17 protein-coding genes, 1 tRNA gene and 1 rRNA gene are annotated in these 21,333 nt (G+C 50.5%); 8 read left to right on the forward strand and 11 right to left on the reverse strand.

Annotation, left to right across the window (positions count from 1 at the left end; genetic code table 11):
• Window positions 1-104: 104 nt before the first annotated feature.
• The 6 genes from ACIS_RS04155 to dnaE form a co-directional block, all read right to left on the reverse strand.
• A complete protein-coding gene (locus ACIS_RS04155) occupies window positions 105-1,472 on the reverse strand; it encodes a hypothetical protein (protein WP_012880932.1) in 1,368 nt (455 codons plus the stop codon).
• Between the two features lie 165 nt (window positions 1,473-1,637).
• Window positions 1,638-1,973: a succinate dehydrogenase, hydrophobic membrane anchor protein gene (gene sdhD / locus ACIS_RS04160; RefSeq protein ID WP_041651270.1), complete on the reverse strand. Its 336-nt coding sequence runs from the start codon at window positions 1,971-1,973 to the stop codon at window positions 1,638-1,640.
• Between the two features lie 11 nt (window positions 1,974-1,984).
• On the reverse strand, window positions 1,985-2,368 hold the full coding sequence (gene sdhC, locus ACIS_RS04165; protein WP_012880934.1) for a succinate dehydrogenase, cytochrome b556 subunit: 384 nt from the start codon (window positions 2,366-2,368) through the stop codon (window positions 1,985-1,987).
• Between the two features lie 87 nt (window positions 2,369-2,455).
• Window positions 2,456-3,958: ribosomal RNA gene (locus ACIS_RS04170) — 16S ribosomal RNA — on the reverse strand.
• Between the two features lie 207 nt (window positions 3,959-4,165).
• Window positions 4,166-5,533 carry a 3-phosphoshikimate 1-carboxyvinyltransferase gene (locus ACIS_RS04175; RefSeq protein WP_238523267.1) on the reverse strand — a complete coding sequence of 456 codons (1,368 nt, stop codon included), beginning with the start codon at window positions 5,531-5,533 and terminating at the stop codon, window positions 4,166-4,168.
• Window positions 5,534-5,778: 245 nt separating this feature from the next.
• Window positions 5,779-9,162: a DNA polymerase III subunit alpha gene (gene dnaE / locus ACIS_RS04180; protein ID WP_012880936.1), complete on the reverse strand. Its 3,384-nt coding sequence runs from the start codon at window positions 9,160-9,162 to the stop codon at window positions 5,779-5,781.
• Window positions 9,163-9,595: 433 nt separating this feature from the next.
• Here dnaE and ACIS_RS04185 point away from each other — a divergent pair, with 433 nt between their 5' ends.
• From ACIS_RS04185 to ACIS_RS04195, 3 genes are all read left to right on the forward strand, one after another.
• On the forward strand, window positions 9,596-9,973 hold the full coding sequence (locus ACIS_RS04185) for a BolA family protein (protein ID WP_041651272.1): 378 nt from the start codon (window positions 9,596-9,598) through the stop codon (window positions 9,971-9,973).
• The gene (locus ACIS_RS04190; protein ID WP_012880938.1) at window positions 9,970-11,157 is read left to right on the forward strand and encodes a trans-sulfuration enzyme family protein; all 1,188 of its coding nucleotides are present in this window, start codon (window positions 9,970-9,972) and stop codon (window positions 11,155-11,157) included. The genes ACIS_RS04185 and ACIS_RS04190 overlap by 4 nt, the downstream gene beginning before the upstream one ends.
• 229 nt (window positions 11,158-11,386) lie before the next feature.
• On the forward strand, window positions 11,387-12,817 hold the full coding sequence (locus ACIS_RS04195; protein WP_041651587.1) for a Mur ligase family protein: 1,431 nt from the start codon (window positions 11,387-11,389) through the stop codon (window positions 12,815-12,817).
• On the opposite strand, the gene pdxH is transcribed toward ACIS_RS04195, so the two are convergent.
• The 4 genes from pdxH to ACIS_RS04220 all read right to left on the reverse strand — a co-directional run bounded on the left by pdxH (window position 12,814) and on the right by ACIS_RS04220 (window position 16,520).
• Window positions 12,814-13,392, reverse strand: a complete 579-nt coding sequence (pdxH, locus tag ACIS_RS04200; protein ID WP_041651589.1) for a pyridoxamine 5'-phosphate oxidase — start codon at window positions 13,390-13,392, stop codon at window positions 12,814-12,816. The two genes, ACIS_RS04195 and pdxH, sit on opposite strands and share 4 nt — an antisense overlap.
• A 395-nt stretch (window positions 13,393-13,787) precedes the next feature.
• On the reverse strand, window positions 13,788-14,708 hold the full coding sequence (locus tag ACIS_RS04210) for a patatin-like phospholipase family protein (RefSeq protein WP_012880941.1): 921 nt from the start codon (window positions 14,706-14,708) through the stop codon (window positions 13,788-13,790).
• A gap of 352 nt (window positions 14,709-15,060) precedes the next feature.
• Entirely contained in the window at window positions 15,061-15,711 is a 651-nt protein-coding gene (locus ACIS_RS04215) for an alpha/beta hydrolase (RefSeq protein ID WP_012880942.1), read from the reverse strand.
• A 221-nt stretch (window positions 15,712-15,932) separates the two neighbouring features.
• Window positions 15,933-16,520, reverse strand: coding sequence for a peptide deformylase (locus ACIS_RS04220; protein WP_012880943.1), 588 nt, complete (start codon window positions 16,518-16,520; stop codon window positions 15,933-15,935).
• A gap of 267 nt (window positions 16,521-16,787) precedes the next feature.
• On the opposite strand from ACIS_RS04220, the gene ACIS_RS04225 reads away from it, so the two are divergent.
• The gene (locus ACIS_RS04225) at window positions 16,788-17,849 is read left to right on the forward strand and encodes a quinone-dependent dihydroorotate dehydrogenase (protein ID WP_041651594.1); all 1,062 of its coding nucleotides are present in this window, start codon (window positions 16,788-16,790) and stop codon (window positions 17,847-17,849) included.
• A gap of 6 nt (window positions 17,850-17,855) precedes the next feature.
• Window positions 17,856-18,632, forward strand: coding sequence for a type III pantothenate kinase (locus ACIS_RS04230; protein WP_012880945.1), 777 nt, complete (start codon window positions 17,856-17,858; stop codon window positions 18,630-18,632).
• A gap of 84 nt (window positions 18,633-18,716) precedes the next feature.
• Here ACIS_RS04230 and ACIS_RS04235 read toward each other — a convergent pair whose 3' ends face one another.
• Window positions 18,717-19,232 carry a Na+/H+ antiporter subunit E gene (locus tag ACIS_RS04235; protein WP_012880946.1) on the reverse strand — a complete coding sequence of 172 codons (516 nt, stop codon included), beginning with the start codon at window positions 19,230-19,232 and terminating at the stop codon, window positions 18,717-18,719.
• Between the two features lie 130 nt (window positions 19,233-19,362).
• Here ACIS_RS04235 and ACIS_RS05495 point away from each other — a divergent pair, with 130 nt between their 5' ends.
• The 3 genes from ACIS_RS05495 (at window position 19,363) to ACIS_RS04250 (ending at window position 21,084) form a co-directional block, all read left to right on the forward strand.
• Window positions 19,363-19,521: a hypothetical protein gene (locus ACIS_RS05495; protein WP_187286241.1), complete on the forward strand. Its 159-nt coding sequence runs from the start codon at window positions 19,363-19,365 to the stop codon at window positions 19,519-19,521.
• A gap of 155 nt (window positions 19,522-19,676) precedes the next feature.
• Window positions 19,677-20,819 carry an aminotransferase class I/II-fold pyridoxal phosphate-dependent enzyme gene (locus ACIS_RS04245; protein WP_012880948.1) on the forward strand — a complete coding sequence of 381 codons (1,143 nt, stop codon included), beginning with the start codon at window positions 19,677-19,679 and terminating at the stop codon, window positions 20,817-20,819.
• Window positions 20,820-21,010: 191 nt separating this feature from the next.
• Window positions 21,011-21,084 (forward strand) — tRNA-Arg (locus ACIS_RS04250).
• The last annotated feature ends 249 nt before the right edge of the window (window positions 21,085-21,333 follow it).

Below are 21,333 nucleotides of genomic sequence, written 5' to 3' on the forward strand. Positions count from 1 at the left end.
TCAAAACTTGTAGGGATTGCACCACGCAGAAGCTACACCACTGACCGAGTGCACGCTGCTATCCGCATCTACCCGCATACAGGCCAGCCGACAGCGCTTCGTTGCTACTTCATTGCGCCGTGACCACGGTTCCTGGCAGACACGAAGATATCCCGCAGTCCCTTACTCGTGCCATAGCTAACAGTAGTCCCGCTACTCATGAGGTCCGCGCCCGCACCTACAACCTTTAGCATATCAGCCTCGCTCAGGACAATACAGCCATCATCATTTGCTCCACGCGCGGACGCGGCACCCTTCTGTTGCCCCCTACCCTTTGCTTCGGGAGAATTATCCTGCTGACTTTCTCCAACTTCCGTGCTTATAGCAGGTACGCCATCGCGCGCCGACGCACTTTGGGACTTCTCTCCCTTGGGATCCAGGTAAAAGCCCAGCCCTTTCATATCCTTAATGCCATCGATAAAGCAATCCAGCACAGCATTCCCAGAATCGACGAGAAGCTGCTTCCCGACCTGCAGCTGGGAAGCGTCAAGGTTATAAGCCGAGTTTACCAGAATCGGGATAGCCTTGGCAGCGCTCACGGAAACCTTTCTTATACTCCCGATCGCGCCCTCGCCAAGCAGCGCAATTTTCTCCATGCATCTGAGGGCAAATCCCGCAAGCATATACCCCGCGGGAGAGGACAGGCCGGTAACGGTACCCCTATGCTTGGATATAATACGGTGCTGTGCCTCGCGTTCCATGCTGGCGGCACCTGCACCTAGGAGACGCGCACAAGCCTCAAGCGCCCCTTGCGGGATCATGCAAGCAAAATTCAGTACCGCCGCACATGTGTTGAAGGGCACTGCCATTGTGATGGTGAGAAGCCATGAAGTCGCGCCATTTCTTTCGTTCATAATGCGCCTGGTCTCGGCCGTCACCTCAGCATTGTAGATGGCCCTCATGACCTTAGCCTCGGTGTCCTTCTCAGAGGGGGGAACCACACTGTCCCCTTCGCACGCTATCACCAACCGCTTGTTTTTGTATTGCTCCAAATCCAGGCCCAGAGCCAGTAATGCCTTCTTTTGGTGATTGGTATTAATTGCGTACAGGAGCTTACCATCGTGGGTGACGGCTCTATCCAACCCCCGACCATCCGCCTTTATCGGATCCAGCGGAAATGACACACCCCTGATTACAAGCTGCCCCTTCTCAAGCCTCATCTTACTGCCCTTCCCGCTGAAGCATGAGGGAGGTAGGAATTCGCATGGCTGGCTGCGATCCATAAGCTGTGACATAAGCACGGGGACACGCACCTTCTGCTGCTCACCATTTCCCTGGGGGTCCAACCTGGCAATATTCTTAAGATTGAGACCAAAAGTGACCTTGAGCGCATTCCAGGCGCTCCCTGGCACGCTGGACTCTTTGACGCTTGTCCCAACATCACCGGCGCCACGTGCCGCCGATTTCCACAAATTTCTAAGGTCCTCGAGCATAACCCCTGCCCTAACAATCCCCTACGCAGGGGGAACATTCTAGAGAAAATTCTCTAAAAATTAATAAACTTCATTATAGGGACACGCCACCCCAGACAACCAACCTCAACCAACCCCAGACAAGCCACCGAGAGGGAAGCAACACAGCAATCACGCACGGGTATGCTAGCTTCCCCCTACACCGTGCCCAAAAAACAATGCCAAAACCACTGCGCCTATAGTCACCGCGGAAAACAGCCTGAAAAACGTGACCATAAAGGCACGCGCAACTTCAGACTGAACGTAATCCTCCAGAACTACCTGCACACCCAGCACCCCATGATAAAACGCAGCAACAAGAAGCGCGATACCGGATATGCTGGCACAAAAGCCATAGTCAGCGGCATAAACAGATTCAAAACCGTAAGAGCGGTAGAAAAACACAAACAGAAACGGCACGGGTAGCATAACCAGCCCGGCTATTCTTTGCATCCACCAAAAATATACCGACCTTCCACCCATAAGAGCCAGAGCTACAACCAAACAAAAAAGAACGTAACAACCGAGAACGCGGCCGTGAGCAGCAGCACAAAGGTGTTGCTGGCCGTGACGACAGTTTTGTCGAGACCGACGCCACAGTCCCACAGAAGGTGCCGCACCCCATTGAAGTAGTGGTAACAAAAGGCCACGCAGCAAGAAAACGACAGCAGCTTCACAAGGAAGAAGCCCCAAGGATTAGCCAGGAAGGGCATGACGCAGTCTGGTGCACAACGCAGCAAGACGAAGAGCCACGACAGCACCAACAGCCCAAAGAAGAGAAGGAGGCCAGAAGCCCTATGCGTTATGGAAAGCCAGGCGGCAACAGGCAACCTGTAGATCTGCAGATGTGGAGACAAGGGCCTAGATCTCAACACCACGCGGCCTCCGAAACCAAAAACAGAAATAGAGACGGCGGCACGCTTGCCTGTGCTCTGCCATAAGACGGAACAGCAGACAAAAAGCCTAAAGGAGGTAATCCAGCCGCAGGTTCACCTACAGCTACCTTGTTACGACTTCACCCCAGTCACCGACCCAACCTTAAATGGCTGCCTCCTTACGGTTGGCGCACCAGCTTCGAGTTAAGCCAATTCCCATGGCGTGACGGGCAGTGTGTACAAGACCCGAGAACGTATTCACCGTGGCATGCTGATCCACGATTACTAGCGATTCCGACTTCATGCCCTCGAGTTACAGAGGACAATCCGAACTGAGACGACTTTTACGGATTAGCTCAGCCTTGCGACGTTGCAACCTATTGTAGTCGCCATTGTAGCACGTGTGTAGCCCACCCCATAAGGGCCGTGCTGACTTGACATCATCCCCACCTTCCTCCAGTTTATCACTGGCAGTTTCCTTAAAGTGCCCGGCATTACCCGCTGGTAACTAAGGATGAGGGTTACGCTCGTTGCGGGACTTAACCCAACATCTCACGACACGAGCTGACGACAGCCATGCAGCACCTGTGCGAGGCCCAGCCGAACTGCGCCTTCCCGTTAAGGAAGATCTAGCCTCCATGTCAAGAAGTGGTAAGGTTTTTCGCGTTGCATCGAATTAAACCACATGCTCCACCGCTTGTGCGGGTCCCCGTCAATTCCTTTGAGTTTTAGTCTTGCGACCGTAGTCCCCAGGCGGAGTGCTTAACGCGTTAGCTACAACACAGAGGCAAAAGCCCCCACATTCAGCACTCATCGTTTACAGCGTGGACTACCAGGGTATCTAATCCTGTTTGCTCCCCACGCTTTCGCACCTCAGCGTCAGTACCGGACCAGACAGCCGCCTTCGCCACTGGTGTTCCTCCTAATATCTACGAATTTCACCTCTACACTAGGAATTCCGCTATCCTCTTCCGGACTCTAGTCCTGCAGTATTAAAAGCAGCCCCAGGGTTAAGCCCTGGTATTTCACCTTTAACTTACCAAACCGCCTACATGCCCTTTACGCCCAATAATTCCGAACAACGCTTGCCCCCTCCGTATTACCGCGGCTGCTGGCACGGAGTTTGCCGGGACTTCTTCTGTAGGTACCGTCATTATCTTCCCTACTGAAAGAGTTTTACAACCCTAAGGCCTTCCTCACTCACGCGGCATAGCTGGATCAGGCTTGCGCCCATTGTCCAATATTCCCCACTGCTGCCTCCCGTAGGAGTCTGGACCGTGTCTCAGTTCCAGTGTGGCTGATCATCCTCTCAGACCAGCTACAGATCACCGCCTTGGTAGGCCATTACCCCACCAACTAGCTAATCTGACATAGGCTCATCTAATAGCGATAAATCTTTCCCCCGCAGGGATTATACAGTATTACCCACCATTTCTAGTGGCTATCCTATACTACTAGGTAGATTCCTATGCATTACTCACCCGTCTGCCACTAACCATACACGCAGCAAGCTGCGCGTATGGTCCGTTCGACTTGCATGTGTTAAGCTTGCCGCCAGCGTTCGTTCTGAGCCAGGATCAAACTCTCAAGTTTGATTAAAATCACAAAAGCAAATTATGATCTGGACTCATGCAAAAACCAAAAACAAAATAAGCTTAAGTGCACTAAATAAAATATTTAGCTATACGCACCGCCGCCTCTATTTCTACTCTAAAGTTTCCCTTCCAACTAATCAAGCAACAGGGCCACCTCAGCCCCGGGTAGGAGTATCTACCATAGCCCAGACTGTGTCAACAATTTTTAAGAACTTTTTTCGTCGCTAGTATCCTGCACGAAGACACCACGAGGCCCTCTCTCCCCCATAAAATTGCTTAATGCCTTCACATATTTCATCAGTCCGCGGCTTGCATGCCCGCCGATAGATGCAGAAATGTGGGCAGCTATGCGCGAGACCGCCGCACCATCACGTTCACAACCCGCAACAACTGCATTGCCGCATCCGCGGATTGTAAGAGAGTCATCCCCCATACTGAGTTTCACACCGCACTTTGCCAACCCCGTGGCGGCCATGTCTAGCTCATCGCGCGCGTCATTACCCAGCGTAGATAGCCCGGTAATCGTTGTGGTCCCCACAGCGCATGCACACACAGCACATATTGCGGGCAGATTCATGGCTATATTGCGCAATTCTGCGCGCTCGATTTTTACCCCGCGCAGCACCCCTACCCTGATTTTCGCATCACACAGGCCCCTATTGGGGACCAAGGCCACATAGGCGCCCATTCTGATAAACACATTGAGCACACCCCTTACTACATCATCCACTAAGATTCCGGGAACCAAGACGGGTATGCCACGCATCATCACTGCGGCCGCCACGGCGTATAACACCCCAGATGTGGGGGCAGGAACATAAATTTCTCCCGCAACTAACTCTTGTTGCCCATTTACTATTACTGTATCTGTGCTGCAGCCGGTTCTCTCCACACAAATCCTAGCGCCCAACTGTTTCAGGAGCAGCTCCGTGTACCCGCCCAAGGTACTTTTGGCGCGTATGCTACTTTTCCCAGCTACGCCTATGCATGACAGCAACATTGCAGACTTCACCGCGTCGGAAGGAATTACTGCGTCAGGTGCGGCCGGTACACATTCGTCCGTGCCAATTACCAGCGCAGGAAACGCCGCACCATTATATATAAACCTTGCACCCATAGACGTAAGCATTTCCATCACCATGCTAACATCATCATCCCCGCACACGGCAATGTCGGGAGAAATTCGATGATTGTACCCCCCGAACAGAAACGTAGAAAACGGGTGCACGGCCAACATGCCGATGGTCATACACGCAACAAGCGGGGAATATCCAACACAAATTTCGCGGTAGGGCTCGGCCAAGCCTCCAACACCTACCCCTTCAACAACGTAGCATCCATTTTCGCGAGCCACACTTATTCCCAAGGCGTCCAGCACCCCCACAACATCAAGGACCTGCCTGCACTTTCGCACACCAAAAATCCTTGAAACACCTACGGCCTGTGCGGCCAGAAGTAGCGAGATGCATGACGCCTCTGCGCACCCGGGAACCCTAATTACGGCACACCCGAGCTCCGCACTGTAGGCACAAGTAAACTCATCAGACGCCAACCTGTATTCATGCCCTTCCATGTTGGACACATCTAAGACACAAGCAAAGGGTGGATTCTACACCATTTCGCCTAAATGATGCAAAGCGCTTCGCGGTGTCTACAATTTAGTTTTTAGTGGGCGTGGCCATGTGCGCCATAGCACGGCCAAACCCAGCCTTCGCGGCGTAACGGTTGTAACAGATGCACGGTTAAAGGAGCAATGGGCATCAACCACAATTAGGGGTGCACCAGACCGGAAAAATTATGGCACCATACCCGTTTTGTTTACTGGTAAAACCCCTGATGATTGACGCTAATATTCTGCACCCAGCTCAGCCCTAAAATTTTCATGTAGGTTTCGGCAGTAATTTGAAACACACCTGGCAGCTTTATCAGCACTAAGTTACCCTTGGAAGGCATTTCGACAAATACCTCTGTTTTACCCCGATCCCTACGCAAGATCCTCCCAAGCATGTTTGGTTCGTAGCAACCCTGGCCGAAGTGAATGACTATATTTTTCATTTTTTGGGTCATCGAGGAAAGCCCGTCACCAAAGCTGTATATATTTTTACCGATCAGCCGCGATTTTACTGAGTTATAGTCCATGTCTATCATCACCGAAACCCCGCTGTGAAACAGGTCCCTACCGGCTTCTATAACCCTACTGTTGTAAAATGCAACGTCGTTGACCCCGTAAGGATCGGAGATCCTCACAACTGCAAACCTCTCCTTGTTCGCAGATCTGATTCTCACGCTGGAGATTGTACCAGCAGACTTTTTAATCCCTGACTCCACAGAATTTTGGCACTCACTCACAAACCTTATACCCAAGCCCCGCAAAACTCCTTCGTACTTGGCCAGGGGATGGTACCGCAAATAGAAACCTAAGGTGGAAAACTCGTGCGCAATCTTTTCTTCCTCGGACCAGTCTTCCACCTCCAAGAGTTTGTGCCCCTCCGTGATCCCGAATAGGTTGAATTGTTTTGATTCCGCGCTGTTTCTAGTATCATCAATCACATCTAGTATCGTCCCCAAAGATTCAAACAACTGCCTCCTATTCGGGTGTATGCTGTCCAGCGCACCAGATTTTATCAAGCTTTCCATAACCCGCTTACATGCCCATTTTGCCCGCATGTTACGCGCGAAATCCCATATGTCGCTGTACTGCTTGCCGGCCTCTGGCACAACTTCCCGAGCAGCAGTTTGTCCCACATTTTTCAGTGCACCCAGCCCATATTTGATCGCATCACCTGAGATTGTAAACAACACACCCGAGGAGTTCACGTCGGGCGGCAGCACGCGGACACCGCATGCCTTTGCTTGTTGGCATAGAAGCTCTAACTTGTCTTTATCGCCAATATCGAGGTTCATTGAGGCAGTGAAGAACTCTTTGGTATAGTTTGCCTTCAGGTATGCGGTTTGAAAGCTGATGAGCGCGTATGCAGCAGCGTGTGACTTATTAAACCCGTATCCAGCAAACTTCGCGACCAAATCGAATATGTAGCTGGCCTTGCCGCGATCTATACCATTCTTCACCGCGCCATTTACAAAATTCTGGCGTTGTTTGTCCATCTCTTCCTTAATTTTTTTACCCATTGCCCGTCTTAATAGGTCAGCACTCCCGAGGCTATAGCCCGCCAGAATCCTGGCTATTTCCATAACCTGCTCCTGATATATAATCACTCCGAATGTTTCCTTCAGCACTCCCTCCAGCATTGGATGTATATAATCGGGGCTCTCCAGCCCGTGTTTACGGGCTATGTATATGGCAATGTTGTTCATGGGGCCGGGACGATATAGCGATATCAGAGCAATTATGTCTTGGATCCCATCAGGGCGAAGCTTGCTTATAGCCTCTCTCATCCCCGCACTTTCGAGCTGAAACACACCTACAGAATTTCCTGTTGACAACATCTCATACGTCTTGCTATCATCAAGGGGCAGCTCAGAAAGCTCTATGCTGATTCCCCTGTCTTGTATGAGGGAGCGCACCTGATCCAGCACGGTGAGGGTGCGCAACCCCAGAAAGTCGAATTTCACCAGTCCAGCTTTCTCCACGTACTTCATGTTGTATTGAGTGATTGGCAACGAGCACGACTGATCATAGTACAGGGGAACAAAATCCTCGAGTGGCTTATCGCAAATTACAATTCCCGCAGCATGTACCGAGGCGTGCCTGTATAGCCCTTCTAGTTTCAGCGATATCTCCAGAAGTTTGGCAACTGTATGGTCACTCTCCTGCTCCCGCTTCAAGTTCTGGTCCATCTCTATAGCCTCAGAAAGGGTCACCGGGCTTACGGGATCGAGGGGGATCATCTTGCATATTTTGTCAATCTGCGCATAGGGTATTTGCATAACCCTGCCGACATCACGGAGCACGGCCCTGGCTTGTAGTTTACCGAAGGTGATAATATGCGCTACGTACCCGTATTTTTCCCTAACATACTCTATCACCCTGTCTCGTTTTTCCTGGCAGAAGTCTATGTCAAAATCTGGCATGGAGACCCTTTCCGGGTTCAGGAACCGCTCAAAAATTAGCCCAAACTCTATAGGATCTAGGTCAGTAATCCCGAGGGACCAGGCTATTAACGATCCTGCGCCGGATCCCCTTCCCGGGCCGACCATTATATCGTTCTTTTTACTCCAGCAGATAAAATCAGCCACAATCAGAAAGTACCCGGAGTAGTCCATGGATATGACTACTCCGAGTTCGTATTGCAGCCGGTCATGGTATTTCGCCCTTCTATCTTCATCAATGTTTTTGGTCCGCAATCGCGCTTCCAGCCCCGTTTTCGCGCATTCCGTTAATTCTTCAGCCTCAGTTCTGCCATCTGAGCATGGAAAGTGCGGTAATGATGGCTTTCTAATTTCCGCAATAAACGAGCATCTCCGGGCAATCATCGGAGTATTGCGCACAGCTTCTGGAATGTCGGCAAACAGTTCAAACATTTCCTTAGACGTCTTAAAATAGTGTTCTTCGGTGAGCCTGCGTCGACCTTCCTGCACTATGTAAGTCCCATCCGAAATGCACGAGAGGACATCATGCGCTTGAAAATCATCCCTACGTGCAAAAAACACATCGTTTGTGGCAACCAGAGGAACGTTGCGCTCGTATGCAAAGCTGATCAGCAGCCCTTCTACCTCTTTTTGCGATTCCAGTCCGTGGCGCTGCAGTTCTACGTATACATCGCTACCAAAGGCTTCCAAAACTGCATTTATGGCTCCCAACCCGGCGCTTTTCCTCAGCAGGGCGCGGGCTAAAATATCATCGTGCCCCCCGGTTAGCAGAAGCAGCCCTGAACCTTGCCGCAGCAGGTCACTAACATTTACCCGATTGGCTTTTCCTGATTGATTTTCCCTGAATCCATTGCTCACTAGGCTAATCAAATTCGCGAAGCCCTCACGGCTTTTTGTCAGCATCAGAATGTTTCCTAGGTCTTCGCCTGCGTCGTGCACCATGATGTTGCACCCAACTATGGGTTGTACGCCAAAACTTGCAGCACAGTCAGAAAATTCCAGCGATCCAAACAAATTGCCGGAGTCAGTCAAGGCGACTGCCGGCATGTTTTGATCCACGCACATTGCCACAAGCGAATCTATTTTAATCATCCCCTCTAGAAGGGAGTAATCGCTGTGCGTTCTAAGATGAACGAACAGTTCATCAATCATGCACCAGGCCCCTGAACATCCGAACTAAGTGAAACATTATACAGGCAAGACCTGCCGTGAAAAGACCTGAGGGCATAAACTTGCGCCTGCCAGCAACATTTCTAGCGTGGGTAACTTGCGCTCTACGCTACGGTGTTTAGGTCCGGGCTCAAATTCGGTTGTGTCCGGCATGCAGCTACATTTTGCACACCACATTGTAGTTATTACTGGGGAGTCATAACAGTTTCCGTATTTGTTCCTTTGGGGCATAAGGCTGGTGCACAATATCATGTCGCGTGTTAACGTGTGGTTCACTAATCGCACAGATTTTGCCAGAACGCATAGTTCGCACCCCTATGATATGCGGCTAAATGCGGCAATGGGGCGTGATTTGTGTTGACAATTAACACTGCATCGCCCACAATCGCTCCGGTTTGTAATGCAGCACCTCGGTATGAAGCCTGGTTTAGCTCAAAATACGGGGCAAACCGTGAGCTTGGGCACTGGTTCCAGTGTTCCGCGCACACCGCTTGCGGGTGGTCGTGGGGGAGTTGTCGATTTGGTGCGGGAGAAAATACTCGCGCGTATGGCTGGGGCGTATGTTGAGGTAACTGACGAATCGCAGCATCACGCCGGGCATGTGGGAAGTCAGGGTTACGCGGTGTCTCACATAAGGGTCACGGTAATTTCAGATTGCTTCGCGGGTATGAGTAAGTTGCGCAGGTGGCGGCTGTTGCATGAGGTTCTGGCGGACGAGGTGAAAATGGTGCATTCTGTCTCCTTCTTTCTGGCAACTAGCGATGAGCAGGCGGAGGGGGGCACACAGCGATGAAAAAACCTGTTGAAGAACAGCTGGCTGTGGACTCGTCAGAGGCGAAGGGTTGTGGGGTGGTAACTACTTACCCGGTGTATAGGCGTTCTACCGTGCCTTTTTCTAGTGTTCGAGAAGTCATAAGGGCGTACGGTGGATACTGCAATGCATCGGGTAAGATAGTCGGCGTGGACGCAAGCTATGGGAACATAGCAACTCCATCGTGCACATCTCTCGCTGATGACGTGCGCGCTGTGGATGGTGGAAGGTACGCACTGCTGTTTCCGTCGGGCCTTTTGTGCCTAGCCATGGCCTGCGTAACGTTCTCCGATGTGGGGTCGCACGTGCTGGTCCCCAAAAAGGCATACTTCAAACTGCACAGGTTCATAAAGGGGTCCTATCCCAGGCTGGGGAGGAGTGTCTCAGTGTATGAGTCTGCTGAGGATGTGCCAAAGCTGGCAAACGAAAAAACATCTTTGATATTGATCGAGACCCTGAGTTCCTACGGGTTGGTCATGGAAGATGTGTCACCCATAATCGAATTCGCAAAAAAGCGCGGCATAGTAGTGTTGTGTGATAACTCCTGCATTCCCACGGTTTTCAATCCTTTTGAGTATGGGGCAGATGTTGTCATGTATTCCCTAACGAAATACTTTGGCGGGCATTCGGACGTGATGATGGGCGCCTTGGTAGCGAGGGACGAGGAGATTTTCGAAAGGCTGTATGTAGACCACCGGAATTATGGCATATACGTATCGTCTGACGACTGTTATCTGGTGCAACGTGGGATGAAAACCATGCGGGTACGCATGCAGCAAGTGCAAAGCACCGCAATCGCTCTGGTTGCCAGATTGCAGGCACACAAAAAAGTATCTAGGGTGGTTTACCCTGGGTCGCAGTCATATCCTCACCGCGAAGTTTGGGAAAGGCATTGCCGCGGGAAATATGGCCTGGGCTTGGTCAATGTAGTATTTGACAGAAACTATTCGGTTGAGGAAGTAGACCGCGCGCTGGAGGGGAGTGAGACCTTCAAAATCGGGTTATCGTGGGGCGGGTGCAGAAGTTTAGTAATTCCGCTGGTTTTTAATGGGTCATTGATTGACGCGCCGCAGCTCGGCATAGATGGGCTAAGGGTTTACTGCGGCTTGGAAGATCAAGAAGAAATTATATCATCTGTGGGAAGTGTCTTATCTAGGCTTCCGTAACCGGCCGAGCTGTGATTATACTCTAGCTGCGCATCATGGAGAGATGAAAACTACACGCTCCCGTTGTGGCGTTGTACCGTCACTGCACGTGGAACGTGCAGTTTACTCTCCAGATTGTGGGAAATATCTTTAAACGGCCATCAGCATGCCGGAATAGACATAAAAATATGCTTGTGATGTACTGCGTTGTATGTTTTACTCCCCCCCGGAAATCGCCATTATAAACCTTATGTACATTGACGGCATTGTCAGGAAACTGGTCAACCAAGTTTCTGGAATCACAGCTGATTCAAGAAACGTGAAGCCTGGTTTCGTCTTTGTGTGTCTGTCAGAAGTTGCAAAAAAGTTCGTGTCGGACGCGGTCAAGGCCGGTGCGAGGTTTATAGTAGCTGGCAGCGCTGAAGCGTTACCACGTGTGGACAACGCGCAGATAATAATTTTCCCAAAGCAGCATGATTTTTATTATAAGTTGGCTTCTGCATTTTACCGCGGTAGGCAGCCTGAGTTCGTCGCAGCAGTAACGGGTACAAACGGAAAGACTTCTGTGGCAGATTTCTGTAGGCAAATTTGGCACCTAACCGGGAACACAGGAGCTAGCATTGGTACCCTAGGTACCGCAGTAGGCGGTATTGTGACCCCATATGGCAGTACTTTACTTACAACGCCTGACGCAATGGAGCTACACAAAACGTTGAGTGAGCTATACAACTCTCACGTCAAGTACCTGTGCATAGAAGCCTCAAGTCACGGCATGGCGCAAAAGCGTCTGTACGGAGTTAAAGTCAGTGTCGCGGCATTTACGAACCTCTCCCGCGACCATTCAGATTACCACGGCGGCATGGAGAAATACTGGGCCGCAAAACGAAAATTATTCTCGGAGGTGCTGTCACATGAGGGGTGTGCGGTGCTGAACGCAGATTCGGGGCGGTATGCCGAACTGAGAAGGTTGGTAGGGAGCCGCAACACAATCACCTACGGTATAAACGTGGGTGACGTGAGGTTAACGCGCCTGAAAAGCAGCACGTTGGGGCACAACGTGGCGGTGGAAATATGTGGCAAAGTGGTATACGATGGAGCATTCCCAGTTTTGGGAAAATTTCAGATACCAAACTTGCTCTGCGCACTGGCCATAGTAACCGCTTCGGGGGCCAGGTGTAGCGACATACCCATCGATAAGTTGGTCTCCCCGAGGGGGCGCATGGAGCTGATAGGTGGCCGCGTAATTGTGGATTACGCGCACACACCCGCGGCTCTGGAGCATGCCTTAACTTCACTAAAGTGGCATGGGTTCCCTCAAAAGATAGTGTTAGTATTCGGATGCGGAGGCGACCGAGATCGGGAGAAGCGCGGGGCCATGGGCATGGTGGCCGGCAAGTATGCCGACGTGATTATCGTGACGGATGACAATCCACGAAATGAAAATCCGGAGGCAATACGAAAAGAGATTCTGTCGCATTGCGAGCGGGCGATTGAAATTCCGAATAGGAGCGATGCAATCCACTATGCAGTCAATTTTGCAGTCCGTAACGATCACATGCTCCTGATAGCCGGCAAGGGGCATGAAACCACCCAGCAAATTGCGGGCGAGTCGATAGAATTTAACGATGGGGACGTGGTTAGGAGCTGTTTGCGCGCTATGCAGGGGGCATATGCCGATTAGGGATATAGGTTAACAGAGCTCCATGTGCCATCATCTCCCAGGCTATACCGCTTTCTGGAGTGCAGCCTGTATGCACCGTCCTCCCAAAACTCTACTACACGTGGGATAACCCTAATTCCTCCCCAGTGCTCTGGCCTCGGAATCTCCTGGCCTTCAAACCTTTGTTGCTCACGTTCAAATTGTTCTAGTAGCAGCTCCCTACTCTCCAAAATTGTAGATTGCTTCGAACACCACGCACTAATCTTACTCTCGCGGGACCGCGATGCGTGATATGTATCAGACTCATGCGTATCCACAAGTGTTGCCACCCCCTCTACGCGCACCTGCTTGCCGATGTACCTCCAGTCAAATACCAGCGCAACTTGTGGATTATTGGCAATTTCCCTACCCTTTCTACTATCAAAATTTGTAACAAACTCAAAACCCGCTTCACCGTACTTTTTGAGTAGTACAACCCGGGCCGACGGCCTGTTTTGGGCGTCACAAGTGGCGAGTACCATTGCAGACGGCTCATGCACGTGGCCTTCGGCGGCCGCTTGTAGCATTTCAGAATACCATAGACCAAATATGTCCATGGGGCCACCACCCGCTTCCTTCACTCGAGCACCATTGGAAAGGTACCATTGGCCATGATACACCTTCGAAAAAATCTATCAAGTCCGGCTACGAGGCACCAAACGGTGTGCATGCACTTATCGGCAAAGTTGTGGTATACCCCGCGTCTACTTCTCATCCCTTGTATGTTCCTGCACGAAGTATCGGCAAAGTTGTAGTCTACCCCGCTCAAACCCCGGTATGTGCACACATCCTATCGGCAAAGTTGTAGGTTGCCTCGCGTCTACTTCTCATCCCTTGTATGTTCCTGCACGAAATATCGGTAAAGTTGTAGGTTGCCCCGCTAAAACCCCGGTTACCTATTGGGCGCCCGTGCACAACTTGGGCGTTAAAATCCGGCAGTTATGCTCACTTTTTAGTTGATTGCATCAACAAACTTGTCTATGTGCTCTGAATTTCGCGCCACGATATCGTCTGCATCACTTTGCAACGCTTGCATATTCCTGTGTGAAGCATCGGTAAAGTTGTAGGTTGCCCTGTTTAGGAGCCCGGTTATCCTAGTATATCGGTAGTTGCCGGCCATTCTGGTCATTTGGTAGTCCACAGCGTCCATGCCGGCATCGAGAAATACGTTAGCCACGTTGAGCGCCCAAAACGCCAGGCTATCGCGTATGCGCAATACGGGCCTGGACCGTTCACCCGACCCTACAGAGAGGAAATGCACCTCCTCGTCTGGATAAAGCACACTGGATGCGGCATACCCACAGATAGACGGGTTGTTTGCGACAAGCCCGCTGTCTATCATTCTGCATTTTTTGCCCTGGATTACAACACTCCTGGGGGGAAAAATCGTGGGGGCGGCCGATGCCGCAAGTAGGACGTCAACGAGCTTTAGGTCTCGAAATTTCGACTCCCAATTACGCATCATGAAGGTATGCCCTGTGCATAGATCGTAGCTCGGCACCATAACGTTTGCAACAACGTTCCCCATTTTTAGGTTGGCAAAAAAGCCATTGAGCGTGTTTTCCAAGTTCGCTGGGGAAAACCTTGTGCCTGCGGCTACAGATAGTACCTGCCTCATTAGTGAAAAGGAAAATATTCGTGGGCCAAATTTTAGAAAAAACCCTAGTAAATCAGAAGCCGTGTACTTGGCCCTCCCCTGATTGTTTTTGAGTGCAAGAGCAACAGCTATGATTGACCCGACAGAGCTGCCCACGAATAAATCAAAAATTTCGCCTGCAGGTTTACCAAGCCTTTTCTCTACCTCACAAAGTATTTTAGCGGCAACAATCCCCCGTATGCCGCCGCCATCGACAGAAAGAACATATTTCGCCATGTTAACCTCAACGTGTTTTGAGCGTTGGTAAAATTATTGGCCAAAACACGGGGGTTACGAAGCACATTAGGCCCCTTCTGGGGATGTTGCAACCAACTTGTGCAAAACAGGTAGACGTTTAAAGAACAGTCTATGCGGGTGTCATCTCTTCCCATAGCATAACCCAACAAGCCGCAGTGCATTGGTGGACGTTGCACCCGTAAAGCGGCGCGGGCCATGTAATAATACAGCAACCGAGCACCCACATGACAACTGTGCGCATCTGTCGATTTGGCAAAGAACATGCCACCGCACTTCAGCTGTGCATACCATAACCGGATCCGCTATAAACAGCCCGCAAGAGGGGTGATATCTAAGATGTAGCAAAATTGTCCTTGATGAATTTCGTGCCAATCCTTGCACCATCACTGTTTATCGAATGATCAAGATCTTGCAGCTTGTGTTCAACAGTCGGGACGCCCTGGCTGCGCAAAAAACTCACGCACTCATCAAAGTAGTGAATTGGAATTACATGGTCATCCGTGCCGTGGACAACACAAACGCCGGGTTTTGACCGGATTTTGGTCGCCAGAGCATGAGGGAACGGTATGGCTCCGGAATAGGCCACAATCGAGGCACACTTTTGTGCTCTACACAAACCAACATATATTGCAAGCATCGCCCCCTGGGAAAACCCCACCAAAGACAGCTCGCTATCACCTATTGAGAACCTGTCCTGCTGCACATCTATGAACTCATTTACAATCTCAACCGCCTGCATAATCTCAACAAACGCGGTGCTTTCCTCCATGTCTCGTACACTATCTGAAAACCAAGTATAGCCGCCGCCGTAGCTCATGTGTGCGTGAGGAGCCAAAAATTGAGTGGCAGGAAGCTCTTTTGACATCTGCGGAGCGAGAGAAATCATGTTGTCACCATTTGCTCCCCTGCCATGAAGCATTACCACTAAATTTTTTACTGAGTCTCCAGAAAAGAAACTAGGGCCGTTTATTGATATAACCACGCATTCCTCCGCACGTACAAACAGATAGGTGCAGCATTGTACCAGGCAGCGCCGACGTGTACCAGGCCAATATTGTAGTTCCATCGCGTTTTTATGGTGAAAGTAGATTCGTCCACGTACGCCTCTACCCGCAGACGCGCGCTAATGCGTCACTAAAAAACGAGCAGCGACCATGATTGTGTGCCAGGGAAGGCTGCAGGTTAGAAATACCCGCGCAAAACTCAGGATTTCCGATCCACCAAAAGTATGTGAACAGTATTGAGATCTTCCTCGGAGACGCTATTTGCTTCTGGATTTCTAATGTTGTCAACTAGATTGGCAAGCAACACCCCATTTAGGTGGTCTAGCTCGTGCTGTATGCACCTGGCAAGCCAGTTGTATGCCCTTATCACGCACTCATTGCCCATGAGATCCGTGTATTTTAGGTCGAGATGCTTGGGCCTGCTTATTCCGATTAAGCCGTAGGAGCTGGCAGAAAGGCACCCCTCAAACAAAACCACCGTTTCGCCCGAAAAGCTCACTATCCTGGGGTTCACGCAAACCAGGTTATTCCCACTGAGCGAGTGATAGCCAGATAGCACTTTGATATCCTGCGCCGCATCAAACAGCCCACTGGCCACATTGATTGCAAAAACCCTCTTGGAAACGCCAAGCTGGATAGCGGAAAAGCCCACGGTGCCGCTCGTGTTTATCACTTTTGCCATACGATCGACGAGCTCAAAAATCTCATCGTCTACCTTCTCCACCGGGGAAGATTTAGTCTGCAGGACCTTCAGTTCCCGCGTGTTGTCCACAGACAAAACCCGCATCTACTTCCTATAACACAGAGACTACCAAAAATCAGAGCAGCACCTTGCTCTGGCGCGTATGGGACAATGCGCCTCTTTCCAATCGCAAACGGCCACTGCGTGCAGACTCCCGCCGCGTACACAACTGCCAGTGTACCATACCGTTACTTAGTATGTATTGATGGTTGTTGCAGTTATAGCAAATAGTGGTAAAACTACACTTCACGGGAGCTTTGGCATTTCTCGCCTGGCGTGGTATCATTCCCGGTAGATGGTTTGGGTGCGGTAGTGTCTTTCTTCAGGTCTAGTTACAGTCCACGTTTTTGGATACCCCCTGAAGTTGCCCATGGGCTGGTGATTTTTGGGCTCAAGCATGGGTTATTCCCAGAGGTGCGGGGGCAGATGCCCGAGTGCCTGAGCATTCAGCTGTGCCATTTGAGGTTTAGGACACCCATAGGTTTGGCTGCCGGGTTCGACAAGAACGCTGAGGTTATAAAGCCCCTAATGGGCATGGGATTCGGGTTCGTGGAAGCCGGTACTGTGACAAAAAAACCGCAGTCTGGGAACAAAAGGCCACGCCTTTTCAGAATAGTGGACCAAAAAGCTGTGGTAAACTGCCTAGGATTTAACAACAAGGGCATACAGCGTTTCATTAAGAAAATTGACAGAAAAGAGCTAAACAACCTGGTGTTTGGTGCCAACTTGGGGATAAACAAAACTTGTACTGATCCTCCTGCTGAGTATGCCGAGATGGTCAGGAGTGTATACGGGCTTTCCAGCTATATCACTATTAACGTTTCGTCCCCCAACACTGCGGGGCTGCGTGACCTGCAGAATAGGGCCCCTTTGTCTGAGATCCTTTCTTCTGTAAGAGATGCGCGGCGTTCCGTTGACCAGGCGGAGTCTGTTCCAATATTCCTGAAGATAGCCCCAGACATTAGCGATGAGCTCAAGCATGACATAGCCGAGGAGATTGTGAAACACAAGATCAGCGGCCTCATAGTGAGCAATACTACTACAGATCTCAGCCTACTGGGAAAAAATAGGAATACGTCAATCACGCGGGGTGGCCTCAGCGGTAGGCCATTGTTTGACCTATCAACAACGGTGCTCTCTGAAATGTATTCTTTGCTCAAGGATAAAGTAGTACTGATAGGGTGCGGAGGGGTGAGCAACGGCGCGCAAGCTTTACAAAAAATAAAAGCCGGTGCATCGTTGGTGCAGCTGTATACTGCCTTAGTGTACGAGGGTTTTGGGGTCGTGAAGAAAATCAATATGGAGCTGGCCGAGCTTCTGACACAAGAGGGGTTTTCAAATGTAGAGCAGGCCGTGGGCGTGGATGTGCGGTAAAGTTGTATGATGGTTGCGGTTGATGTTGGCAACACCAGCACCAAGATTGCACTGTATGAAAACGGCACAGTCGTAGACCAGTGGAGAATATCTACCTGCAAAAACAGAACAGCAGCTGAGTATTTTGCATGTCTCAGCGTACTGGCATCGCACGGATCCGTGGATCTTCTTGCAGGAGTTCGCGGAGCTGCGATCTCCAGCGTGGTGCCGGTTGTGAACGGGCATATAGAAGAGCTGTTTGAGTGTTTTTTCGGCATTTCTCCGGTGTTCGTCACGAATTCCCATGCAGACTTGTTCGGACTCAGAATTCTCCTGACACAACCAACTATAGGGGCAGATAGAGTTGCAGATTTGGTAGCTGCAAAAATTCTGTGGCCCGCAAGGGATCTCTTGGTGATTGACATGGGCACAGTCACCGTGTTTAACCTTCTGGACAAAGATGGTGCCCTGTATGGGCAAGTCATGGCTCCGGGCGTGTCCTGCCTGATTCACAGCATGAGGGAGTGCACTGCATTGCTACCCCAAACACTTGTGCGAGAACCAGAAAAAATAGTATGCGGTTCCACAGCCCCGTCGCTGGAGGCCGGCTTGTACTGGGGGTACAGAACCATGGTTGAAGGCATAACAAAACAAATAATCCGCGAAGGGGGGGCTAGGATTCCATATGTTGTGGCAACTGGAGGGGGAGTGAACCTTTTCGGAAACTGCAATTATATCGACCATATCGACAGGTTGCTTACAATAAAGGGAATCGTGCAAATCTACGAAAAGGCAAGAGACTGAGGTTGCGCTTGGCCACACTAGTGAGCTCTCACAAAACTTTTCTGATTCCCAACTTTGGGCCCTGCCAACCCAAGGTCGCGATTATCACTTAGGTTGTACGCTATCTCCCAACACAGCACTGACGCGGCTGTCTATCTCGGAAATGCCGGGAACCAGGCTCTGCTCCAAAGCTAGGACTTCAACCTTATAATCCCGCGTTACGTTCATACCAACCGTACCCGGGGTGAGAGTGATTGAGCTAGCTAGCATAAACGCACCCAGCCCGCTATCCTGCGTAGTGTCCACAAGTACCATCACGGGTGTGTTCGTGTCGCGTACGTTCAGTGCGCACACTCTCTTGACCACAAACCACGCGGACAGCACTGCCTGGCCAAATATCCATGGTAAATACAGAAAAATAATCCTCACAAACTTCACCGCATCCCCACGGGACAACGCATATCTGATGTAACCAGACTCCCCCCTAACACCTATCACGTGGCATACGAACACCGACAGCAGCGAGCTCACAACACCTGCGGACAGGAAAAATACGTCAAAATACCCGGAAAATACCACCCAAAGCATCATTTGAATCAACAACAACCCAAGAATGCTCATATGAACCAGAAATACCACGGCAAAATACTAACACTAAATTCTAATAATCCTAGCATTTATGCTGTAATGAGCTATTGTGTTGAATCGGGTTACTGCTAACAGGTGTATGCGTAGACACATTTGGTTTGTGATGGTGGCGAGTGCCGCCGCGTTTTCGTGTGCTGTTTTCATGAAAAACCTAGCCAACTTCGGTTCCCGCGGCAGGGTCGCGGTAATTGATATCCAAAAAAATGAGTCCGAGGCCAAAGGCGTAAGCCAAGACATTCTAGAGGATACGGGGCACGGGTAAGGAACCCACCAACAGGTCCCCCCGCAGATAGCGTAATGCATTTTGGGCGTCGCGTAAACGGGTAGGGTACGCACTGCACAGTTATAATCGCTGCGTGAACGCTCACCATGTCGTAGAATAGTCAAGAAAACAACTCTTTTTTACAGGTATGCGGAGTGCACACAACACTGGAAAGCGTACTAAAGGCCAGGTGTGAGTCTATCGAGTCAAAGGGTTTACATAGGAAGGTGGCCACCACCACTAGGCAAGCCACCAGTGGGCGGGTAACAACCGCGAATGGGATGCAGCTTATTTCCTTTTCCTGCAATGACTACATGGCTCTAGCCAATCACAGCTCAGTAAAAAGAGCTGCCATTGAGGCCATAGAGCTTTATGGGGTGGGAGCACAAGCATCGAGATTGATTACGGGCAACCATCCATTGTATAAGGAGATAGAAGAAAAAATCGCTAGAATCTACCGCACAGAGGCTGCATTGGTATTCAGTAGTGGGTACCTAGCGAATGTAGGGAGCATATCTGCAATCGTTGGCCGGCACGATATGATACTCGCCGATAGATTGATACATGCTTCTGCAGTTGATGGGGCAAAGCTATCCGGAGCTAAGATTTACAGGTTCATACACAACGACCTCGCTCACTGTGAAGAGCTGCTGAGAAAATACCGCAAAAAGCATAGACATTGCTTGATGCTTGTGGAGGGGGTATACGGCATGGATGGGGACTTGGCACCAGTAGATGCACTGGTAAAAGTGGCAAGGGAGCACGGTGCATGGCTTGCAGTGGATGTAGCACACAGCTTTGGCATGACAAGCACGCTGCAGCCCGATATTTACATAGGCACCCTATCCAAAGCCGCAGGAGCGCTGGGAGGGTATGTCTGCTCTTCGAATGTGGTTATAGACTACCTTCAAAACGCCGCGAGAAGCTTCGTATATACAACCGCTCTCCCCCCAGCAATAGTCGCCGCAGCGAGCGCCGCTATAGACATGGTCCACGAGAACCGCGAAATTCCAATTACACTTGCAAGGAAGTTTTGTAAAGCTATGGAACTACCAGAACCCGCAAGCCACATTGTACCTATCATCATGCGAGACTCACACAGCGCGGTGCACGCGGCGCAAATCTTGGCACAAAGGGGATTTTTGGTGGCAGCCATACGCCCACCTACTGTGCCCACTCCCAGACTAAGATTCGCATTCACCGCGGCACACACACCACAAGACATATACAGGCTGTGTGAGGCATTAAGGCAAGAGTGCATTCTCGCCACTTTTGCCTCTCCTCTTACTTCATCGTAGTTGGGTATACGAAACCGTGCATACAGTTTTCCACGTTGCAATTGCTTTAATAATTAATTAGCGTACAATGCGCATTTACTAGGCTCTTACATACCGTAGCATCACAATTTCGCGGGCATACCATAGAAATGTTAGTTGTCCTGAAGCGGAAGATTGTGTAGAGTGTCAGTGTTGTGGGGGTTTGCGTTTTTGGGGCCGTAGCTCAGTAGGATAGAGCATTAGATTCCTAATCTGAGGGTCGTGCGTTCGAATCGCACCGGTCCCACTTTCTGTATCCGTACGTGCTGTAAGGTGGCCATGGGTCTCGCTCATACGTTGGAGGCGTATCTCCTGTTGTTTACAGACAGCGTGGTTGGGGCTATGGTCCTCCCAGCAAGTAGGGCAACGGTGTTTGACATCATGTGCTGTTTTGGAGGCTACAATCCGCTAACGTCAATATTGGTAACAACCTTGGGAGCATTGTTTGGGGGCGTCGTAAACTGGTGCATGGGCAGGCTTGTAATTTTCGCACGGA

Source organism: Anaplasma centrale str. Israel (assembly GCF_000024505.1).
In the GTDB taxonomy this organism is placed as follows: Bacteria; Pseudomonadota; Alphaproteobacteria; order Rickettsiales; family Anaplasmataceae; genus Anaplasma; species Anaplasma centrale.

Coding starts and splice junctions, on each gene's coding strand:
- ACIS_RS04175 (WP_238523267.1), bottom strand. CDS start 5,533: ATGGAAGGGCATGAATACAGGTTGGCGTCTGATGAGTTTACTTGTGCC.
- ACIS_RS04185 (WP_041651272.1), top strand. CDS start 9,596: ATGAAGCCTGGTTTAGCTCAAAATACGGGGCAAACCGTGAGCTTGGGC.
- ACIS_RS04230 (WP_012880945.1), top strand. CDS start 17,856: ATGATGGTTGCGGTTGATGTTGGCAACACCAGCACCAAGATTGCACTG.
- ACIS_RS04195 (WP_041651587.1), top strand. CDS start 11,387: ATGTACATTGACGGCATTGTCAGGAAACTGGTCAACCAAGTTTCTGGA.
- ACIS_RS05495 (WP_187286241.1), top strand. CDS start 19,363: ATGGTGGCGAGTGCCGCCGCGTTTTCGTGTGCTGTTTTCATGAAAAAC.
- ACIS_RS04190 (WP_012880938.1), top strand. CDS start 9,970: ATGAAAAAACCTGTTGAAGAACAGCTGGCTGTGGACTCGTCAGAGGCG.
- dnaE (WP_012880936.1), bottom strand. CDS start 9,162: ATGATTGATGAACTGTTCGTTCATCTTAGAACGCACAGCGATTACTCC.
- ACIS_RS04210 (WP_012880941.1), bottom strand. CDS start 14,708: ATGGCGAAATATGTTCTTTCTGTCGATGGCGGCGGCATACGGGGGATT.
- ACIS_RS04155 (WP_012880932.1), bottom strand. CDS start 1,472: ATGCTCGAGGACCTTAGAAATTTGTGGAAATCGGCGGCACGTGGCGCC.
- ACIS_RS04220 (WP_012880943.1), bottom strand. CDS start 16,520: ATGCGGGTTTTGTCTGTGGACAACACGCGGGAACTGAAGGTCCTGCAG.
- sdhD (WP_041651270.1), bottom strand. CDS start 1,973: ATGGGTGGAAGGTCGGTATATTTTTGGTGGATGCAAAGAATAGCCGGG.
- ACIS_RS04235 (WP_012880946.1), bottom strand. CDS start 19,232: ATGAGCATTCTTGGGTTGTTGTTGATTCAAATGATGCTTTGGGTGGTA.
- pdxH (WP_041651589.1), bottom strand. CDS start 13,392: ATGGACATATTTGGTCTATGGTATTCTGAAATGCTACAAGCGGCCGCC.